The following is a 19,632-nucleotide window of genomic DNA, read 5'->3' on the forward strand; positions in this document are numbered from 1 at the left end:
AACGATCACTTCACGCCTTCGCGAAACGCTCTTGCACCTTCGCCCAGTTCACGACGTTCCACCACGCCGTCACGTAGTCGGGCCGGCGATTCTGATACTTCAGGTAATACGCGTGCTCCCAGACATCCAGCCCCAGGAGGGGCGTTCCGCCGCACCCGGCGATGGCCTTGCCCATGAGCGGCGAGTCCTGATTCGCGGTCGAGCAGATGCCCACGCTCCCATCGGGCAGTTTGCACAGCCATGCCCACCCCGAGCCGAATCGGCCCGCGGCGGCCTTGGCAAACTCGTCCTTGAAGTGCGAGATCTCGCCGAACGATTTCTTGATCGCGTCGGCGAGCGGACCGGAGGGATCGCCTCCACCGCCCTTGCCCGAGGCCCCCATGGATTCCCAGAACATGGAGTGGTTCAGGTGCCCGCCGGCGTTGTTGCGGACGGCCGTGCGCTTCTCCTCGGGGATCTCGCCCAGTTTCGTGACGAGTTGCTCCACCGTCCAGGAGGCGAAGGGAGTTCCTTCGAGGGCCTTGTTGGCGTTGTTCACGTAGGCCGCGTGATGCTTCCCGTGGTGGATCTGCATCGTCTGGGCATCGATGAATGGCTCCAGGGCGTCGAAGGCATACGGCAGGTTGGGGAGTGTGAGCGGCATCGTGATCTCCTTCTAAACCGATCAAACTACGAACAATTTGAGATTCCGAGAACACCTCATAGAGCAAAAAGTACTGGCGTTCTCGGCTCGTCTGTGCTATCTTCCTCGCCCGTCCCAGGGTGTCGAATGCTGGTCGGGGGATATTGGGACCGACACGCAAGCGTAGGCGCACCCAAGAAAGCCACTGGATGTCGATTTGTACTCGCGGGATTGACGTCCCGAGGGTTCGGTTCGGTCTCGAAGCGAATGTGCGATCAAACTACGAACTTTTGGGAACGCTGACGCCAAATCATGCATCCAACAGGAGTTCGGCATGGAATGAGTGGGAGAGATATGACGGCAAGTCTGAGTGAGGGGCGATTGATTTTCGGACGTTGACAAAGTGTGAGCAAGAACGAAACACAACCAAGGCGCGGCGTTGATTTTCTGGTAGACTCCGGTTCGTCCGGAAAGCACCCGCCAGGAAGGCCGCGCGACCCACGGAGCGTTTGGGGACGTAGAGACGAACGAAACTCTGAAAGACCGGCGCGTACGGCGCATCTTTGAGAGTCTGGACAATCGGGAAGGCCAATGACGGCCTTTCCCGGGCATTCTGGGACGACGCGCGTCCTCGAATGTCGCAAGGTGAAGGAATCGGTGAGGCGAATGCAGACGACGAACACGAAACGAACCATCAGCCCTCTTGAGCAGGTCCGCCGGCGCCATCGCGCGGGCGTGGCGGGCTCGGCGCTGACGGAGGCTGCGAATCCCGGGCAGGCGCAGGTGCGCCGGCGCCTGAGTGTGGATGAGGAGCGTCTCCTCAACCACATCATGTCGCGCGAGCAGGATTTCATCCCCAGCCCGGCCTTCGAAGAGAAGGACGCGAACAACAAGATCTATGACGAGGCGCCCCCGGTTCCCAAGCCGGACACGACGTGGTATCACCCTGTGATGGACGACCTCTCGGGGACGCGCAACCGGACCGTCAAGAGCGCCCAGCAGGTCATCCTGACGGGTGCTCAGGAGAAGATCCTTTTCCACCAGTTCAACTACGCGCGATACCGCATCAACGAGATCCAGAAACTGGTGTGGGCGAGCCCGGACCGCAAGCCCAACCCCGAGCAGGCGAGTGACATCCTGCACTGGTACCGCATCTCCGAGCGCATCCGCGAGCAGATCGCCGAGACCAACCTCGCGCTCGTGCTGGCGATGGCGAAGCGCACCCGCATGAGCGAGGTGGACTTTGCCGACCTGGTGAGCGAGGGGAACATGGCCCTGCTCCGCGCCGTCGACAAGTTCGACGCCGGCCGCGGGTACAAGTTCAGCACCTACGCCTGCCGCGCCATCCTCAAGGCGTTCAGCCGCCAGGGGATGAAGTTGAGCAAGTACCGTCAGCGCTTCCCCACGGACTTTGACCCGAAACTCGAGAAGTCGAACTTCCTCGAGACCAAGCGGTCGGGGTTCGAGAAGGACGCGGCGGACGAGGTCAAGCGGATCGTGCTGGAGAACAGCGCCGATCTCTCCGACGTCGAGCGCACGGTCATCGAGCACCGATTCGGGCTTGAGGCCGGCGAGATCGACAAGCCGATGACGCTCGAGCAGGTCGGGCAGATCATCGGCGTGACGAAGGAGCGCGTGCGTCAGATCCAGAACAAGGCGATGGAGAAGATCCGCCTGCAACTGGAGGCGAACTTCCTGGGGAACAAGGAGGCGGAGGAGGCCGTGCGTCTCGCCGCGGAGGCTGCCCAGGTCGGTACGCCGCAGGCCGCAACGGGAATCGACCCCGCGATGATCACGATCAAGTCGACCAAGCGTGAGTCGATCGCCTTCAACTGATCGAGTTCCTCTCGACCGATCTTCGAGCCTTCAACACCAGTGTCACAACCTCCGGCCCGGCTCACCTCTGAGCCGGGCCGTTTCAATTCGCACGCTACCCTGCGTCATGACGAGCGTCAGAAGCAGCCGAGATTCCGGAGCGACGACCGACGCCAGCACGCCGCGCTTCTATGAGGCGCTCGGCCTCGATGGGGACATCACGCCCCTCGGCGCGATGATGCACCACGCGTTTGGCGGGCCGGTTGAAGGATCCATTGAGTGGATCAAGACCGCGCCGGCCGAGAATCGAGTCGTGCGGACAGGTGAGCCCGTGCGTGGTCCGATCGCCGCGTGCCTTCGGCGGATGAAGATGGGCCTGTGGGTGGGCGGCAAGTCCGTGCCGCTGATGGGCATCGCGGGCGTGGCGGTCTCTCCCGAGGCGCGTGGCTTTGGGCACGCGCCGTGGATGATGGGCGAGGCGATCAAAGAGATGTGGACCGAGGGCGTGGCGCTCTCGGGGCTGTACGCCTCGACGCAGCCGCTGTATCGCAAGGTTGGCTATGAGCACGCGGGTCGATTGACGGTGGTGTCCGCGCCGATCGCGTCGATCGTGCCCGATATCCCGACGTCGCTGGGCGTGGTGCGTCCGATCGTCGACGCCGACGCGCAGAGCGTGCGAGCCTGTTATGCGTCGATGGCGAGCCGTCTCGACGGGATGCTCGATCGCGGCGAGTACGTGTGGGATCGCGTGAAGAACTTCCGGGGTGAGCCGCACACGGGCTTCGCAATGCTCGACGATGCGGGCGAGATCGTGGCGTACGCGTACGTCGCGATGCGTCGGCGGGCGAGCGGCGGCGTGGACGTGTCCGTCTCCGATGCCGCGTTCATCGATGCCGATGCGGGCCGGCGTGTGCTGACGTTCCTCGCGGGGTATGGCACGATGGGGCACAACGTGCGGATGGTCTACGCGCCCGGGCATCCCCTGGCGTCGCTCATGCGGCTCTCGCCCACGCTCATGGGGCGTGGCCCGGTCGAGATCGACGAGGCCCACTTCGTCCGTGTGGTCCGCGTCCGCGAAGCGATCGAGTCGCGGGGGTATCCGCTAGGGATTTCGGCCGAGGTTCACCTCCGCGTCCGTGACGAACTCCTCCCCGGGAACGCCGGTGTCTGGCGGGTGGTGATCGAGAAGGGCGTGGCGAAGGCGGATCGCTTGGGGGATGTCGGTTCGGCGGCTCCCGAGTCGGTCATCGATCTGGACATCCGCGGGCTGGCCTCGGTCGTGACCGGGTTCCGTCCGGCGAAGGAACTCCCCCTGGTCGGCCTGGGCGACGGTGCACGCGAGTCCCTCCGCCTGGCGTCGGCGGTCTTTTCCGGTGGTCGGGGGATGATCGTGGACGCGTACTGACGCCGGTCCGCAAAATCCATTTCCTCGGCAGACAGAATTTGAGAGGAGTGGGGCTGGCCCTGCTTCTTTGGATTCTGGAACTTGGCTACGCTCACCGCGCCTCGCCGGAGGCCTGTCTGGTCCGACGCTGTGTCAGCGAGAACCGGGCGTGGTGTGCGGCATTGGGCAACACGTCGTGAGTCTTTACCAGTATCCGGAGGTCTACGCGGCGCTTCGCGCGCCCGACGATGACCTGCTCCCCAAGGTGCAACGCGCCATCGCTCGCCTCATGCCGGTCGATCGTCATGGCGAAAGGGCAAGTCAGGCTCGACGCGGTGGACGCATCCGATCGGTGATGGACCCGGCGTGCGGCCCGGGCAACTGGCTCGAGCCGTTCGTGGATGAGTGGTACGTCGCGGGAAACGATCTCGAGCCGGCGATGATCGAGGCTGCGGATCGGGTGCTGGGGTCTGCACCACGTGAACTCGTCGTGGGCGACATGCGCGACCTCCGCTTTGAGACCGGGCCCTTTGATCTGGCGCTCGAGATCGCGGGGACGGCGTCCATTTGGACGGACCCCAGGGACCTTCGCGATCACTTCCGCTCCGTGGCGACTCATCTTGTGCCCGGCGGGCTGTTCCTACTGACGCTCATATTCGAGACCGAGACGACGCGCCGGCGTGACGAGATCACGATGCCGATGGTGACCCACGAGGCGGGGCCTGTCGCCACGCGACCGGAGCATCGGGCCATGACGGATCGGTCGAGCCGTACACGTGGTGGGATGTCAGGCGAGGCGTGGGTCCGCTACGAGATCGTGGGGTTCAACGAGGAGATTCGGGCCGAACGGATTCGGCGGACCGTGCGCACTCGGGGCGTCCCGGATTGCCCGGAAACGATCCAGGAGGAGTATGAGATGCGATTCTGGACTCCCCAGGAGGTGCAGAATCTGGTAGACTCGTGTCCGGAGTTGGACTTGGTCGATGGCGACGCGTTGGGCGATGCCGAGACCGATCCACTCGGTGAACGAGTGCTGGCGCTGCGACGAATCTGATGGCGTTGAACGAGTCGAGATGGACAGCGGTGGGGGTGGTGATCGGAGGACGATGGATCTGTACATCGTCAGGCACGGGCACGCCGAGCGTGCTGGAACGAGCGACGAGCGTCGCACCTTGTCGAACGAGGGGCACGCCCAGGCCGCTCATCTTGCGGGGATGTTTGCGGAGTTCGTGCCGCCGCTGATGGCGAGGCCGACTGTGGTGCTGTCGAGCGGCGCGGATCGGGCGCGCTTGACGGCGGAGATCATCGCCGACGCGGTCGGGGTTGAGCCGAAGATCGAGGAGGCTCTGGGACTTACGGGAAGCGTCAGGGCGGTCGCGGAACTGCTGGGTGCTTTGGCCGATGAGCATGATTCGATCATGATCGTCGGGCACAATCCGACGCTCAGTGACCTCGTAGAGCACCTGACAGGTCGGGAGTCGCCCTGTTTGCGCACGGGGGAACTGGCGTTACTGTCGAACATCCAGGCTGGGATCCATGGGGAGGCGACGTTGATGGAACTGGTGCGCCTTGAGGGTTCCGTCGGCGAGTGACTGACGATTGAAGATGAGACGATTCGATCACTGACAAAGTCGTCTCGCACACGGACTGGTCTGGACGACACACCCCGAACTCGTGCACCGTTGCAGCGTGCGTGTGCGACGAGCCGATGACTCGGGGATGAGCCACGCTGGAGCCACCACGAGTTTGACCGGAGTGCCTGCCGCAAGTGGTGGGGCGCCGCCGGCGTTGCAAGTCTGGCGTCAGTTCGAGTCGCGGTACTCGCTCCTCGACGCGATGGTCGGCGAGATCGTCGAGGCGTTCGCGGCGTGCGGATGGCGTGTGGTCGAGCAGGCCGTGCACGGGCCGAGGCTCGTGCTCGCGCTCAACTTCCCCTCGGACTTCGACGCGTTTCTGCGATGGGCGAGGCCCGCGGACCCGGCGTGCGGCGTGGCGCACCTCGTCGTCGATCATCCCTTCGCCCTGCCGACAGGCACGATCGAGCGGCTGTGCACGCTGCCCGCGTATCGCCTCTTCATGACCGGGATCGACGATCGGCACCTTCTGGGCTTGCGATTCCCCACGATCAGGCACTTCACGTGCATGCATGGCGTGCCGACGAGCGCGCTCGCGGATGAACGCGAGATCGAGCCGTCGCACTCGCACACCGATGCGTCCCGGGGCGGGCGGGATCTTGGTGTCGTCGTTGCCGGGTCGATCCATTCGGTGACGCAGATCGAGGATCTCGTGGGGACGCTCCCCGCATCGCTCGTGGGCGTGGCGAGAGAGGCCGCCCGCGTGCTCGTCGAGTCGCCGGGGGTCACGTTTACGCAGGCGATGGATCTGGTGGGTCCGCCGGGGTTGTTTGCCGTGGATCAGTGGCGGCAGTTGGCGGCGGTGTGGCGCGTCGCCATTGCGATCGCCAACCGTGAGCGGCGCCTCGCGCTCGTGCGGGCGTTGCGAGGTCTTCCCGTCACGATCGTCGGCGGCGAGGCGTGGGACGAGGTGTGCGACGGGACGACCGTGCGGCTGGGCTCGGTGGACTACGCCCAACTTCCCGGCGTGCTGCGGCGAGCGCGGGTGTGTGTCGCGTGGGGAGCGACGCAGTTCGCGATGAGCACGACCGAAAGGCCGCTCCTCTCGATGGCGAGCGGGTGCGCGACGATCGCGGAGGATCGGGTCGTGCTGAGGCGTGAGTTTGGATCGGATGGCCACGCCGAGTCGTCGGGATTGGCGTTGTACGACGCCCGTGTGCCGGAGCGGGCGCGGGAACTCGCGGAGACAATGCTCGCGGATCCTTCGGCATGCGCCGTGATGGGATATGCCGGGCGCGAGAGGATCGCGGCGGCCCACTTGTGGCGGCACCGGGTGAGGGGCATACTCAGCGCGTACGCGAACGTGCCCGCGTTGGCAGGTCTCGTCGCGTCACGCTGAATCGCGGATCAATCCTCGTCGTGGTCGGCGGCGTTCTGAGCCTGGAGTTCGGCGTCGAGTTGCTCGATCGTCTTCTCCTCCTCGACCTTCTCGCCGCGGGCGAGTTTCTCGGCGCGTTCCTTGTCGAGGGAGCGCTTGTAGGCCTCGACCTTGGGCTTGTCGGGGGCGAGCATCATCGTCCAGGCGCGTCCGACGTCACGCGGCGGCTGCTCGACCTTGGCGATGTCCTGGAGCGCCTCGAGGACTCGCTTGAGGTTGTCCATGCCCAGGGACTTGTGCGCGACCTCGCGCCCTTTCAGTCGCTGGGTGAAGAGGACCTTGTGCCCCGCGACGAGGAACCGGCGTGCCTGCTGCACTCGGACCATGATGTCGTGGGGGTCGATCTTGACGCTCCGGCCGAGGCGGATTTCCTTGAGTTCGGTCGCCTTGCTTGCCGCGCGATTCTTGCGGTCCTTCTGGCCTTGTTCGTACTTGAACTTGCCATAGTCCATGATCTTGCAGACGGGCGGGCGCGCGTCGGGGGAGATCTCGACGAGGTCGAGTCCCTGCTCCTGCGCCATTTTGATCGCGTCGTTCGTCTCGATGACGCCGATCTGCTCGTTCTCCGGCCCGATCACGCGGATCGGCGTGATACGGATCATGAAGTTCACGCGGGTGCGCTGCACCGGGCCCTGGTCACGCCTGAATCGTCCGAATGAGATGGTTCGATCTCCGAGAAGGTTTAACGAATGATGGATGCGACGGTCGCTCGGAACGCGGACCACAAGTCCGACGCTCCGCACACAACGAGAGAAACACTCAGCACGGAAGATCCGAGCGGCGAGCGTTGGTCCGAGATGGGTAAACAACGACGACTCACGACCACCATGCGCCACCACGCGTCACGGGGTCGAGGTTGAGATTCAATCGAGTCATGCGTCGTTGGATCATTTCAAACAGCGAGATTTGCAGGCTTCATCGGCCCCTTGGACAACTCCGATCTACCGGGGACACGACTGGCCAAAAGCCTAACCGGTGGGAGGGCAAAATGCAAGCCTCGGGCGTCAAATCCCTGCAATATCGAGTGAAATCTAACGGAACATCAGCACGATGTTCCCGATCAGGCTCAAGGCCAGGGCAACTATGAGCGCAATCGCGAGGGATCGGCGGACCATGGGGACGTCCGGCTCAGAAATCGCGATCTCGCCCGGGGCGGCCGCGGCCTCGGCCTTGACGAGCGACGCGAGGTCGGCCTCGCCGAAGTCCTTGTGGGCGATCGGGGGTGATTTTCCCTCGCGGAGCGCCCGAAGATCGACGAGCAGGTCGGCACAGTTCTGGTAGCGGGCCTTGGGCGAACGGGCCATCATCCGCTCGATGACCTCGGAGATTCCTGCCGAGAGACGGGGATTGACGTGGTCTGGGGCGACGAGGTCGGCCTTGAGGTGCTTGTGCATGACGGCGGAGGGGTTCTTGCCGTCGAAGGGGACCGAGCCGGTCACCATGTGGTAGAGCGTGGCGCCGAGGGAGTAGATGTCCGCGGGGGGGCCGATGTTCACCTCGCCTCGAATCTGCTCGGGGCTGATGTAGTAGGGCGTGCCGAAGGCCTTTCCCTGCTCGGCCTCGGCCATCTCGCGGTCGGAGATGGCCCGGGCGAGGCCCATGTCGGCGAGTTTCGCGACGCCCGTCCTGGTGATCATGATGTTCTTGGGCTTCACGTCGCGGTGGATGAGGCCCTTGGCGTGGGCGTGCTGCAACGCCTCGGTGATCTGGATCACGATGTCGATCGCGTCGGACTCGCTGTACTTCTTGTTCTTGACGATCTCGTCGTAGACGGTGTTGCCGTCGACGAACTCCATCACGAAGTAGTGGTAATCGCCGGCCTTGCCGACGTCGAAGGCCTGCACGATGTTGGGGTGGTTGAGTTGGGCGGCCGAGCGTCCCTCGGCGTAGAACCGCTCGATGAACTGCGGATTGCTCGAGAACTTCCGCGGGAGGACCTTGATCGCGACCTCACGATCGAGGCTGAGTTGCTTGGCCTTGAAGACCGTCGCCATCGCGCCAGCACCGAGTTTCCCCAGCACCTTGTACCCGGGGATCTTCTGCCCGCTGCGCTCGGCGGCGAGGATCTCCTTCAGCCGATCGATCTGGCGCTGCGTGACGTACGAGTTGTTGATGAGCAGTTCGGCGAGCGAGCGCTGGTTGCGCTCCTCGGCGAGTGACTTCGATTGCGTGAGGCAGTGCTGGACTTCCTCGGGTGTCGCGAGGCCCTGGTCGATGACGAGACGGCCGAGTTGCGTGTCGACGTTCGTGCCGTTCTTTGCGAGTTCGGCCTGGACCTCTTCGGGCGAGACGACCGGCCCCGTTGAGCCATGGCTGACGGCGCTCGCGACGCCCGTGGCGCGCGGATCGAGAGGCGCGGTCTTCCCGGGATCGCGTCCGAGGTCGCGCTGAGGCTCGTGATGTTGTTCCGCGTTGCTCATGTCCGACGCCACCACGCTTTGATGCCGACCGGAGGAGAGCGCCGGTCGGCCTGAGTCCTTCAGGCCGCCTCCGCGACCGATGCGCGGGGCATGAACCTAGAGGCTCAAGGAGAAATCGTCAAATCCGAGACGTCGGCAGAGGAACATTCCCGGGCAGTTCGCACAAATCCCCACGTCGGCCCGGATCTCGGTACGAGTGGCGCAGCACAATGGTTGCGGAATACCAAACAAAATGCTATTAGACACAATGTGAGGATTGGGCATTTTTTGTGGAATTGACTGAAGTCTTGAAGAAGTATGAATCTCGATAGAACCCAATGCCGAGATTCTGGTATAGTTCTGAAGTATCGCGGTGGGGAGTCCGCGCGTTTTCCATAGAAACACGGATTATGGAGTCTCGCCATGGATTGTACTTGGCTCGGTCAAGCGCCCCACCCGACATACGTCAGAGATTTCTCTAGAGAACATTTATCTGATTATCCCCTGCGAGATGTCGTAGGGCGGCGAGCCAGCCATTGGCGGCTGGGTTTCACGCTGATCGAGTTGCTGGTGGTCATCGCGATTATCGCGCTCTTGATCGGCCTGCTCTTGCCCGCGCTCGCGAAGAGCCGGACACGAGCCCGTCTCATGGTCTCGATGAGCAATGAGCGGCAGATCACCACGGCGGCCCTTTTGTACCGTGAGGACAACAAGGGCAACATGCCGCTGTCTCCTTCATACAAGCCTTTTCCACCCGTGGGCAACTATCGACCACTTCCAAGACCTGTAGCGGAGTCCCGGCGTGTGTCGGACATTCTGGGGTGGGCGTCGTTCCTTTACGGCGGCAAAAATGCCCATGGCTATTGGTTGGGAATCAACCTTCGAGCGTACGACATGAACGCGAAGGACCGGTTGTTGAACCCGTATGTGTACTCGGATCTGGATTTCCCCGCCCCCCCGAATGGCGCGGCATTCGGACCCAACGATTCGGGACGCACCGAGTTCAAGATGGACGTCTTCCGCGACCCCGGGGACAAACTCGTCTCGCGTCAGCACGTGAACTACCCCACGGACTGCACCAGCGGATTCACGGCGTATGACTGCACGGGCACGTCCTACCAGGCGAACTTCAAATGGCTCCAGCAACTCCGCGACCCGCCATTCCTGGCGTTCACAGGGAATGGACCTCTGATGCGGGCCTTTGACTTCGGGATGCTCCGAATGCGGAAGGCCGACGAGTTTTCGCCCTCGAAGTTTGTCTGGCTGAACGACCAGTTTTCGGATATCGTGGTGAACTGGTGGACCGCCGGGCACCAGGAGAAGAACGGGTTCGGCGACACCAACATGGGTGTGCTCGCCTTTCTTGATGGGCACGTTGGCTACGTGCCGATTCGGTCCGGGCATGATGCGGAGAGTTACTCGAACGAGCACTACAGCATGATCTTCGATGGGCTTCCGATTCCGCAGGACTAAGTCGCAACGATTTGGTAGCGACGATGAAGGTTGGCCTAGAGTGAGTTGGTGGTGTGCGAGTGTGGAGGGGGGCGTCGGCCGAATCGTGAGGCGGGCGTGTGTGGTTGTGGGTGTATGTGGTGTTTCGGGTGTGCGTGTTCTGGTCTCGTTGGTGGGCGAAGAGTTCTTGAGACGGTGTGACGGACCATTCGCGTGCGTCAGCGTCTCACAAAGGGGTGCCCCACGATGGATCGAAACGAATCGGTGTGCCGTTGGCTGAGTCGAGTGATCCGCGGCGAGCGAGGCCGACGGGGCTTCACTCTGATTGAGTTGCTCGTGGTCATCGCGATCATCGCGCTCTTGATCTCGTTGCTCTTGCCGGCGCTCAAGAAGGCGAGGATTCGGGCGCAGATTCTGATTTCGCTCAGTAATGCGCGTCAGATTACTGGTGCCGCGATGACCTATCGCGAGGACTACAAGGGCTTCATGCCCATGACGCTCAGTTATCGCCCATTTCCGGTCGTGGGGAACTATCGCCCCCAGACCAAGCGGCAGCGATCGGATATGAACGAGCACCTCGACGTGCTGGGTTGGTCCACGTGGTCGTTCGGTGGAGGGAACGGGCACGGATACTGGCTCGGTCAAGCGGCCCGCGCGTTCGACGTGCATGCCGCCGATCGCCCGATGAATCCCTATATCTATCCCGATGTCTCGTTCACCGCACCGGCGAATATGCAAGCCTTTGCCGCGAACGATCCGCAGCGGTCGGCGCTTCGTCTGGGTGTCTTCAGGGATCCCGGGGACAAGTTGAGCCAGCAGCACACGCCGTTCCCGCGCGGGTGTGACGAGTTTCTCTCGTGTTACTACTGCACGGGCTCGAGTTACCATTTCAATGCGAAATGGTGGAATCAGCCCGAGGTCGTCACCTATCGCGCCTCTCAGGGAGCACGCGGATTCATGAACTCGTTCTACTTCGGGGCCCGGGTGCTCCAAAAGTCAGACTCGTTCATCCCCTCGCGAATGGTCTGGCTCAATGACCAGAACACCGACCTCGTTGTGAACAATACGAACACGAACTACAAGCTCCGCAACGGTTTCGATGACATCAATCGCGGTGTGCTCGGGTTCATGGATGGGCACGCGAGCTATCTGCCCGTTTTTCCGGGTAGCACGGCCTCAACGTTCATCAACGAGAACTACTCCATGTGGTTCGAGGGAATCCGCCCGTGATCGCGTATTTGTTCGTATGAAGTTCGGTTTTACGGCGATCTTCGCGGTGTTCGCAACCTAAAATACCGCATTCACGAATACTCTTGGTCGCGTATGACGAAGATTTTGTGTATCTTTGAGGTCACGGCACGTTTCGTTGAGTAGACCGGCCGGACCGAGTCGTGCGTGGGGTTGGAGTTCGGGTCTGTGGCGGGTTGAGACTCGCCGTGGGCTTGTTTGATGGAACCGTTCGCTTTCGACACCGCGGCAGGATCAACGGGCGTGCAAGCCTGTGAAGAGTCCGGCCGCCAAGCCGTACTTGCCCGTGGCATCGCTCTTCGATCGCCGGGCCTTCTGGACAAGGGGACAGGCATGGAACGCACGACACGCCGGAACCGCATGAACCTCACACGCTCCACGGCATCCACCTCGCGGGGCTTCACGCTGATCGAGTTGCTGGTGGTCATCGCGATCATTGCGCTTTTGATCGGGTTGCTGCTGCCGGCGCTCGGGAAGGCACGCAAGGCGGCGCAGAATCTGAACAGCCTTGTCAACATGAAGGGCTTCGGCAACTTCTTCGCGGCATACGCAGCGTCGTACAAGGATGAGTTCCCGAATCCGTTCCCGACGCAGGCGACCGGCACAGCATGGATGCGGGCCACGAACCCGTGGGGCAACGGGTTCTGGCAGTTCGACAACTATCCCGGTGGCGGCACACCGGCGCAGAGCGTCGGCGAGCCATTCTCCGTGTACGGCCTTTCGTATGAGATGCGGACGGATGATGTGTCACTGACGGCGGCGAAGAATCTCATCCACCCCGCGGATCCCTATTACGCGTCCTATTTCCGTCAGGAATGGAATAACCCCGCGGTGAACCTGACTGGCACGATCTTCCCGTCGTCGTATTTTTATTCGCCGACGTGCTGGATGAGGTCGGATCGGTACGCGGGTTCGACCCCCGTGATCGCGTCCGCGGCAAATGGGTACATGCTTCGTCGGAACCGGTTCAGTGACGCCACCTTCCCCGACAAGAAGGTGCTCGTCTATGAGCGAATGGACTTCAATCGCAAATCCAAGCCGATACTTCCGTGGTTTGTTCCTGGGAGCCGTCCTGGTGTTCTGGCGGCCGATGGGCATTCGGACTATGTGATTACTTCGGACATCATCTCGAACACGGCGGCCCCGAACGTGACCGTGCCGACGTTCGACAAGCCGCTGCTTTTCCCGAGCGGAATCATTGACTATGGCGATGACGACTATGGTGCGTCACCGGCCTACTTCCTCCGCACGCGGCTCGGCATCAAGGGACGTGACTTCTAATGGGTGCACTCAGGGATTTCATTTCGCCCGACGGCGACAAGGTCTCACCGAAAGCGATCGGCGTACTCGCATTCTTTGTTGTCGCGGTGATCTTTGTGGGCTTTCAGGCCTGGCGCGTGATGGGCGGTGGTGAATCCGCTCAAGATCCACGGAAGACCCCAGAAGCCCTGGCCGCTCAAAGGGTCCAGGACGAGAACATGAAGCAGTTGCCACCAACTCCTCAGCCGGTCGGCACGGCTTCGAATGCACCGACGGAGGTCAGCCTTCCACGCGCAGGAATGCCTCAGCAGGGCGGGAACTGAGAGCATCCGGCCCCGCGAGGTATGGGTATTGTGAGAGTTGAGGGCTGACATGCGACATGAGCCGCAATCTCGCGTGGCCGTGATCCTTGCCGGCTGTGGCCGGGCTGACGGGAGCGAAATTCACGAGTCGGTGTGCGTGCTAGTGCATCTGGATCGGCTTGGGATCGCGTATCGGTGTTTCGCGCCGGATCTGGATCAGCCCGAGGTGATCGATCATGTCAGCGGTAGGCCCATGCCGCCGGGGACTTCGAGGCGGAACATGCTGGTCGAGGCCGCCCGCATCGCGCGGGGCGAGATCGACCCGATCGATAGGCTGCACGCGCGTGACTATGCAGGCGTGGTCTTCCCGGGTGGATTTGGAGCGGCGAAGAACCTCTGCAACTTTGCGAGCAAAGGCTCTGGTTGCACAGCAATCCCGCAGGTCGAGCGCGTCATCAAGGAGTTCCATGCCGCGCGGAAGCCGATCGCGATGTGCTGCATCGCACCGGTGCTCGCGGCACGCGTGCTCGGGTCGGCGACGGGCGGGCCGGGGTGCCGCGTGACGGTTGGCGCCGAGGGAGATGCGGCGATCGCGGTCCGCGAGATGGGTGCAACGAATATCGAGAAGGTTGTGACCGAATCTCTGGTGGACGAGAAGAACCTGCTGGTGACGTCGCCCGCGTATATGTGTGAGACTGGGCCGCATGGCGTGTTCGTGGGGATCGGCTCGATGATCGAGGAGTTCGCGAGGCTGCTTGCGAGTTCGCCCGCGGCTCCTATGCATCGCTGATCGCCCCGACAAGCCTGATCTCGAGAGATTCGATCGGTCGCCGCGGAGTCCATACGATGTCGCCCGCCTGGGATGTCGCGAGCGCGGCCACTCGCCGAGGCGTTGGTTCGGACCTCTCGCGATGCTGACGATCGAGAATCGCCCGAGGAATCTCTCCTGGCTTCACGCCGGGCCGCTGCTATTTGGGGATTGGGGGACGAGCCGTCTGTATGTGCTCGGCTTGGCGTTCTACTACACCGGGCACGCGTCGGTGTGGTTCCTGCTGGCGATGTCGGTGATCATGGTGATCGTGGCGGGCGGGTACACGGTGGTCTGTCGGTGCTTTCCCGACGGCGGCGGGGTGTACACGGCGGCGCGGCAAGTGAACCCGACGCTCTCGGTGATCGGGGCGACGCTGCTCTTGTGCGGCTACATCATCACGGCATCGCTCTCGGTGGTGGAGGGGTTTCACTATGCGGGGCTCGCGCACGAGTGGGTGGTGCCGGCCTCGATCGTAACGATCGCGGTGATCGGCATCATCAACTGGCTCGGGGCGCGATGGGCGGGACGGTTCGCCCTCGTGATCGCGATCGCGGCCGTGGCTGTCTCGGCGGTGATCGGGGCGATGTGCCTTCCGATGCTCCCCGCGGGTGTCAAGTCGATGACATTCAACGTGGACGGCGTGACCAGGGTCGGGGAGCGATGGGAGTCGCTGGTTCGCATCATCCTCGCGCTCAGCGGCGTCGAGGCGGTCGCCAATATGACGGGCCTGATGAAGAAGCCTGTGGCGCGGACGGCCAAGCGCACCATCTGGCCGGTGCTCATCGAGGTCGTGCTGCTCAATATGGTCTTCGGGGTCGCACTCAACGCGATGCCCGGACGCCTGGACACGACGACGCCCGACTATGTCGCGTATGAGATTCGTCAGGACATCGAACCCGAGGATGTGCCGAGGGATGTGCGTCAGTATCGCGACACGGCGGTGAAGATGCTCGCCACGCACACGGCCGGAGAGATGTTCGGTCTCCACGCGGGGCAGACCGTCGGTGTCGTCGCTGGGATCGTCTTTGGGATGTTGCTACTCTCGGCGGTGAACACGGCGGTGATGGCGATGGTCTCGGTGAAGTACTCGCTGGCGCAGGACGGCGAGTTGCCTCGCGCGCTGACACGACTGAACTATTCGGGCGTGCCCTGGGTCGGGCTGATCGTCGCCGTGGTCCTGCCCAGCGTGGTGCTGCTCTTGATCTCCGACGCGAAGGCGCTGGGCGAGTTGTACGCGATCGGCGTGGTGGGCGCGATCGCAATCAACTTTCTGTCGTGCGCGGTGAATCGCGGGCTGGATATCACCACGTGGGAGCGGCGTGGGCTGTGGATCATGGGCGTCTTCATGTCGCTCGTGGAGATCACGATCATTGTCCGAAAGCCCATGGCGACGCTCTTCGCGGGCGTGATGGTGATCTCGGTGCTCGCGATTCGATTCGGGCTGCGGTCGCTTCGTCCCAGGGAGGGAGAGCCGGTCGCCGCGCCGAGCGAGGGATGGCTCGCGGCGCTCAGGGCCGCGCCGGCGAAGATGCCCGCGGATGCGCCACGGATCATGCTCGCCGCACGCGGGCAGGAGCAGGCGGAGTTTGCTGTGGACCTCGCGAAGAAGCGTGGCGGCGTGCTCTTTGCGATCTATGTGCGCACGATGCGATTGATCGACGTGGCGCCCGGGCAGTTGCCACGGGTCGAGAGCGATCCGCAGGCGCAGAAGTCGCTGGGGACGGTGGCGGTGCTCGCCCAGCAGTCAGGCGTCCCATTCTTCCCGATCTATGTGGTCTCGCCGACGGTCGCCGAGGAGATTCTCGATTACACGGTGACGTATGGCTGCGACACGCTGATCATGGGCAAGAGCCAGCGGACGCTCTTTGCGCGGCGAGTGTCGGGGGACGTGGTCGCGAAGGTTGCCGAGACTCTGCCCGATGAGGTCTCGCTGGTGCTCCGTGCGACGAAACTCATGGCCCACGAGGTCCAGGCGACGGCGGCTCACCCGGCAAGCGTGGCCGGCGTGCAGGCCTCTTCCACGACGGACGAGGATGACGTCGGTCACGCCTGAAACGCCCGCTTTTGCCGGGCGTCGTGAGTACGCTTGCGGCGTGACAGAACCACGGATGGAGTTGCTGGAAGGTCTGACGGAGGCGCAGCGGTCGGCGGTGACGCACACCGAGGGCCCATTGCTCGTGCTGGCCGCCGCGGGGAGCGGGAAGACGCGCGTCATCACCCGCCGGATCGCGTATCTCGTTTCGTTGGGCGTGCCCGCGTGGTCGATCCTCGCAGTGACGTTTACGAACAAGGCCGCGGGCGAGATGCGTGAGCGTGTGCGGGCGATCCTGGGCGATGATCCGCGCGTGATGCGAGGAATGACGGTCTCGACGTTCCACGCGCTGGGGGCGAGGCTCCTGCGGCGATTCGCGGATCGCGCGGGGCTGGCGCCGGACTTTGCGATCTACGACGCGTCGGACCAGCAGTCGCTGTGCAAACGCGTGATCGCGGATGTGGGACTCTCGACGAGCAACTTCCCACCCCGCGCGGTCCTCTCGGCGATCAGCACGGCGAAGAATGCTTTGCAGGACGAGAATGCCTATGCCGCCAGGGCCACGGACTTCTCATCGAAGAACATCGCGAAGGTGTACAAGGCGTACGCGGCGGCGCTGCGCAAAGCCGGAGCCGTGGACTTTGACGATCTCCTCCTCAAAACAGCGATGATGCTCAAGAACGATCGCGAGGCGCGCGAGGAGATCGGGCGTCGCTGGTCGTACCTGCTGATCGACGAGTATCAGGACACGAACGCCGCCCAGTTCGAGATTGCGGCAGCGATCGCCGAGGCGGGCGCGAGCGAGGGTCGCACGCCCAACATCTGTGTCGTGGGTGATCCGGACCAGGCGATCTATGGCTGGCGCGGGGCCGACATCAGCAATATCCTCGAGTTCGAGCGGCACTTCCCCGGCACGCGCGTCGTCACGCTGGGCGAGAACTTTCGCTCGACGGCCCCGATCCTCGCCGCCGCCGACACGCTCATCCGCAACAACAAGCGCCGCAAGCACAAGGACCTCTTCACGACACGCCCCGGCGGCGAGCGGATCGAGTGCGTGCTCTGCCGCGATGAACGCCACGAGGCCTCGCTCGTCGTTGACTGGCTCAAGGCCCGGCGCGATGTCGGTGATGGCGAGAGTGTCCTTCCCTGGAACGAGATGGCGGTCTTCTATCGCACGAACGCGCTCAGCCGTGTGCTCGAGGACGCGCTCCGCACTGAGGGCGTGCCGTACACCATCGCCCGGGGTACGGCGTTCTATGAGCGAGAGGAAGTCAAGAGTGCGCTGGCGTACCTGCGTGTACTCGCGAACCAGGCCGACGACGTCTCGCTGCTACGGATCGTGAACACGCCGGCGCGGGGCATCGGTGACGCGGCGATGAAGCACGTGCAACAGTTCGCGAGCGAACAGCAGACGACGCTCTTCGAGGCGCTGCGGCGGGCGCGAGAAGTCGCGGCCCTCTCGACGCGCGCGGCTTCGGGCATCGAGAAGTTCGTCGCGATGGTGGACTCGTGGACGGGCAATGGGACGTTCTTCGCGGAAGGGGCAGGAACGGGCGAGTCTGCAGGATCGCTTGGCGATCTCGTCGAGCGTGTCGTGCAGGAATCGGGCCTGATGGCGATGTACAAGGCGCAGGCCGCCGCGAGCAAGAGTGACTCCGACGAGCAGCGGCTGGACAACCTCGACGAACTCATCGGCTCGGCCCGTGAGTTCGAGGACTCGTACGACCCGGCGGACGATCCAGCGTTCTTCGAGGCGTCGCTGGTTGAGCCGGGCGAGAAAGGTGGGGGCGAGAATGCGAGTGTGTCATCGAACGCCACCCCGCCACTGCTCGCGATGCTTCGGGCGTATCTGGAGCGTGTCGCGCTTGTTGCCGATGCCGACGCGGTGGATCCGTCGCAGGGGAGCGTGACGCTGATGACGCTGCACGCGGCGAAGGGGCTGGAGTTCGCGTGCGTTGCGATGGTTGGGCTGGAGGAAGGGACGCTGCCGCATTCTCGCGCGTTTGAGAGCGAGGCGGAACTCGAGGAGGAACGCCGTCTGTGCTTTGTGGGGATCACGCGGGCGCGTCGGCGCCTGCATATCACCTCGGCGAAATATCGTGCCGTGCGAGGCTTCGCGGAGCGGACGATTCCCAGCCGATTCCTCTCGGAACTGCCCAGGGAGCACGTGACCTTCAGCGACCAGAGCGACGCGTTTGATGACCTCGAGCAGAGCGGCTGGTTCGACGGCGTGCCGACGCGAAAGGCCGGGGTGGGGGGCGGCACCGGAGGGAGCGGGCCAGGCCGGCCCGGTTCCACGGGAACATCTCGGTCGACGAGCGGTGCGCGTCGCAGCGCCGGCGGCGTATCGGTCGGCTCGAAGGTCAGCCACCCGCAGTTCGGTGTCGGCGTCGTGAAGTCGGTCTCGGGCGGGGCTCAGGCGAGGGCCGTCATCGAGTTCAAGGGCGTGGGGACGAAGACGCTGGTGCTGGAGTACGCGCGGCTGACGGTTGTGTCGTGACGAGAATCTTGCAGGTTCAACCTTCAGGCGCCTCTGGCGAGTTCGTGTTGGATCGCGAGGTCGATCTCTTCAACCTTCAGGAGTTTTCCAAGCGGCGACCCACGGGTTTTCGCGAGGTCCAGCATGGAATGAACCTCGTCATGTGATGGTCTGAATGCGGCGAGTGATCGGGCAAGTTTGGGAAGGGCGTATTTTCGTGCCGCGATGCGTGGACTACGGATCTTCCAGATGATGAGCCACGTCAGGATCAGGAGCGGAGTACTCGCAAGGGCATACATAAAGAGCACGTGATGAATCGGGTGTGACAGGCCATTGAATCGCGTCATGAGCGAGAGCACGCACACGATGATGCTCGGAATAAAAAGAAAGATGAAAACAAGGGCCCAGGGCAGCATGTGCCAGTCCGAGTTCATTTTGCGTACGAGAAGAACAAGAAGATTGTCCATGGCCTCGGCCATCAACGAGTGACGCTCCTGCGGTTCGAGGAGGCCGGCACGTAACTCATCTTCCAACTGGAGTCTGGTGTGCAGTTTCTCAAGAGGCCACGGCGAGGTCTTCTCGGCAAGCAGCAGAAGCGACTCTAAGGATTGATCGAGAACCTCATTGCGCGGTGCTGAACAGCCAGTCAGTGGATCAAAGACCTGTCCCACTTTGCACTCTGTGCACTGGAACTCTCGTCCGATGTTCTTTCGTCCCCAGAGCGGGATGTAGTAGAGGTGCTCGACGCTGATCAGATCGATCACCTTAAAGAGCCGAAGTGCTCGGCATTGTGGACAGAAGTGCCCCGCGACGCCA

The 19,632-nt window shown here is 63.2% G+C and carries 15 protein-coding genes and 1 pseudogene; 12 read left to right on the plus strand and 4 right to left on the minus strand.

All coding sequences use genetic code 11. The features are described from left to right. Positions 1–10 precede the first annotated feature (10 nt). Positions 11–643: a superoxide dismutase [Mn] gene (locus IPK69_12300; protein QQS08749.1), complete on the minus strand. Its 633-nt coding sequence runs from the start codon at positions 641–643 to the stop codon at positions 11–13. A 645-nt stretch (positions 644–1,288) separates the two neighbouring features. Between IPK69_12300 and IPK69_12305 the strand changes: the two genes are divergently transcribed. The 5 genes from IPK69_12305 (at position 1,289) to IPK69_12325 (ending at position 6,794) form a co-directional block, all read left to right on the plus strand. Continuing rightward, positions 1,289–2,458 (plus strand): sigma-70 family RNA polymerase sigma factor, encoded by a 1,170-nt coding sequence (locus IPK69_12305; protein ID QQS08750.1) that lies wholly within the window; start codon positions 1,289–1,291, stop codon positions 2,456–2,458. A 106-nt stretch (positions 2,459–2,564) separates the two neighbouring features. Further along, positions 2,565–3,842, plus strand: coding sequence for a GNAT family N-acetyltransferase (locus IPK69_12310; protein QQS08751.1), 1,278 nt, complete (start codon positions 2,565–2,567; stop codon positions 3,840–3,842). 175 nt (positions 3,843–4,017) lie between these two features. Beyond that, complete coding sequence (locus IPK69_12315) at positions 4,018–4,875, plus strand: class I SAM-dependent methyltransferase (protein ID QQS08752.1); 858 nt, start codon at positions 4,018–4,020, stop codon at positions 4,873–4,875. Between the two features lie 52 nt (positions 4,876–4,927). Then, positions 4,928–5,413, plus strand: a complete 486-nt coding sequence (gene sixA, locus IPK69_12320; protein ID QQS08753.1) for a phosphohistidine phosphatase SixA — start codon at positions 4,928–4,930, stop codon at positions 5,411–5,413. 103 nt (positions 5,414–5,516) lie between these two features. Further along, a complete protein-coding gene (locus tag IPK69_12325) occupies positions 5,517–6,794 on the plus strand; it encodes a glycosyltransferase family 1 protein (protein QQS08754.1) in 1,278 nt (425 codons plus the stop codon). 8 nt (positions 6,795–6,802) lie between these two features. Here IPK69_12325 and IPK69_12330 read toward each other — a convergent pair whose 3' ends face one another. Together IPK69_12330 and IPK69_12335 are read right to left on the minus strand one after the other, a co-directional pair. Further along, positions 6,803–7,459, minus strand: coding sequence for a translation initiation factor IF-3 (locus IPK69_12330; protein ID QQS08755.1), 657 nt, complete (start codon positions 7,457–7,459; stop codon positions 6,803–6,805). Positions 7,460–7,864: 405 nt separating this feature from the next. After that, positions 7,865–9,253, minus strand: coding sequence for a serine/threonine protein kinase (locus IPK69_12335; GenBank protein ID QQS08756.1), 1,389 nt, complete (start codon positions 9,251–9,253; stop codon positions 7,865–7,867). 549 nt (positions 9,254–9,802) lie between these two features. Between IPK69_12335 and IPK69_12340 the strand changes: the two genes are divergently transcribed. The 7 genes and pseudogenes from IPK69_12340 to IPK69_12370 all read left to right on the plus strand — a co-directional run bounded on the left by IPK69_12340 (position 9,803) and on the right by IPK69_12370 (position 18,837). Beyond that, entirely contained in the window at positions 9,803–10,705 is a 903-nt protein-coding gene (locus IPK69_12340; protein QQS08757.1) for a hypothetical protein, read from the plus strand. A 225-nt stretch (positions 10,706–10,930) separates the two neighbouring features. After that, a complete protein-coding gene (locus IPK69_12345) occupies positions 10,931–11,914 on the plus strand; it encodes a prepilin-type N-terminal cleavage/methylation domain-containing protein (protein QQS08758.1) in 984 nt (327 codons plus the stop codon). Between the two features lie 378 nt (positions 11,915–12,292). Continuing rightward, positions 12,293–12,424, plus strand: a pseudogene (locus IPK69_12350) (prepilin-type N-terminal cleavage/methylation domain-containing protein). A gap of 788 nt (positions 12,425–13,212) precedes the next feature. Then, complete coding sequence (locus IPK69_12355) at positions 13,213–13,515, plus strand: hypothetical protein (protein ID QQS08759.1); 303 nt, start codon at positions 13,213–13,215, stop codon at positions 13,513–13,515. 49 nt (positions 13,516–13,564) lie between these two features. Continuing rightward, the gene (gene elbB / locus IPK69_12360; GenBank protein QQS08760.1) at positions 13,565–14,284 is read left to right on the plus strand and encodes an isoprenoid biosynthesis glyoxalase ElbB; all 720 of its coding nucleotides are present in this window, start codon (positions 13,565–13,567) and stop codon (positions 14,282–14,284) included. Positions 14,285–14,405: 121 nt separating this feature from the next. Next, complete coding sequence (locus tag IPK69_12365; protein QQS08761.1) at positions 14,406–16,358, plus strand: amino acid permease; 1,953 nt, start codon at positions 14,406–14,408, stop codon at positions 16,356–16,358. Positions 16,359–16,398: 40 nt separating this feature from the next. Beyond that, positions 16,399–18,837, plus strand: coding sequence for a UvrD-helicase domain-containing protein (locus tag IPK69_12370; protein ID QQS08762.1), 2,439 nt, complete (start codon positions 16,399–16,401; stop codon positions 18,835–18,837). 23 nt (positions 18,838–18,860) lie between these two features. On the opposite strand, the gene IPK69_12375 is transcribed toward IPK69_12370, so the two are convergent. Further along, on the minus strand, positions 18,861–19,580 hold the full coding sequence (locus IPK69_12375) for a hypothetical protein (GenBank protein ID QQS08763.1): 720 nt from the start codon (positions 19,578–19,580) through the stop codon (positions 18,861–18,863). Between the last annotated feature and the right edge of the window lie 52 nt (positions 19,581–19,632).

The organism is Phycisphaerales bacterium (assembly GCA_016699835.1).
Lineage (GTDB): Bacteria > Planctomycetota > Phycisphaerae > Phycisphaerales > UBA1924.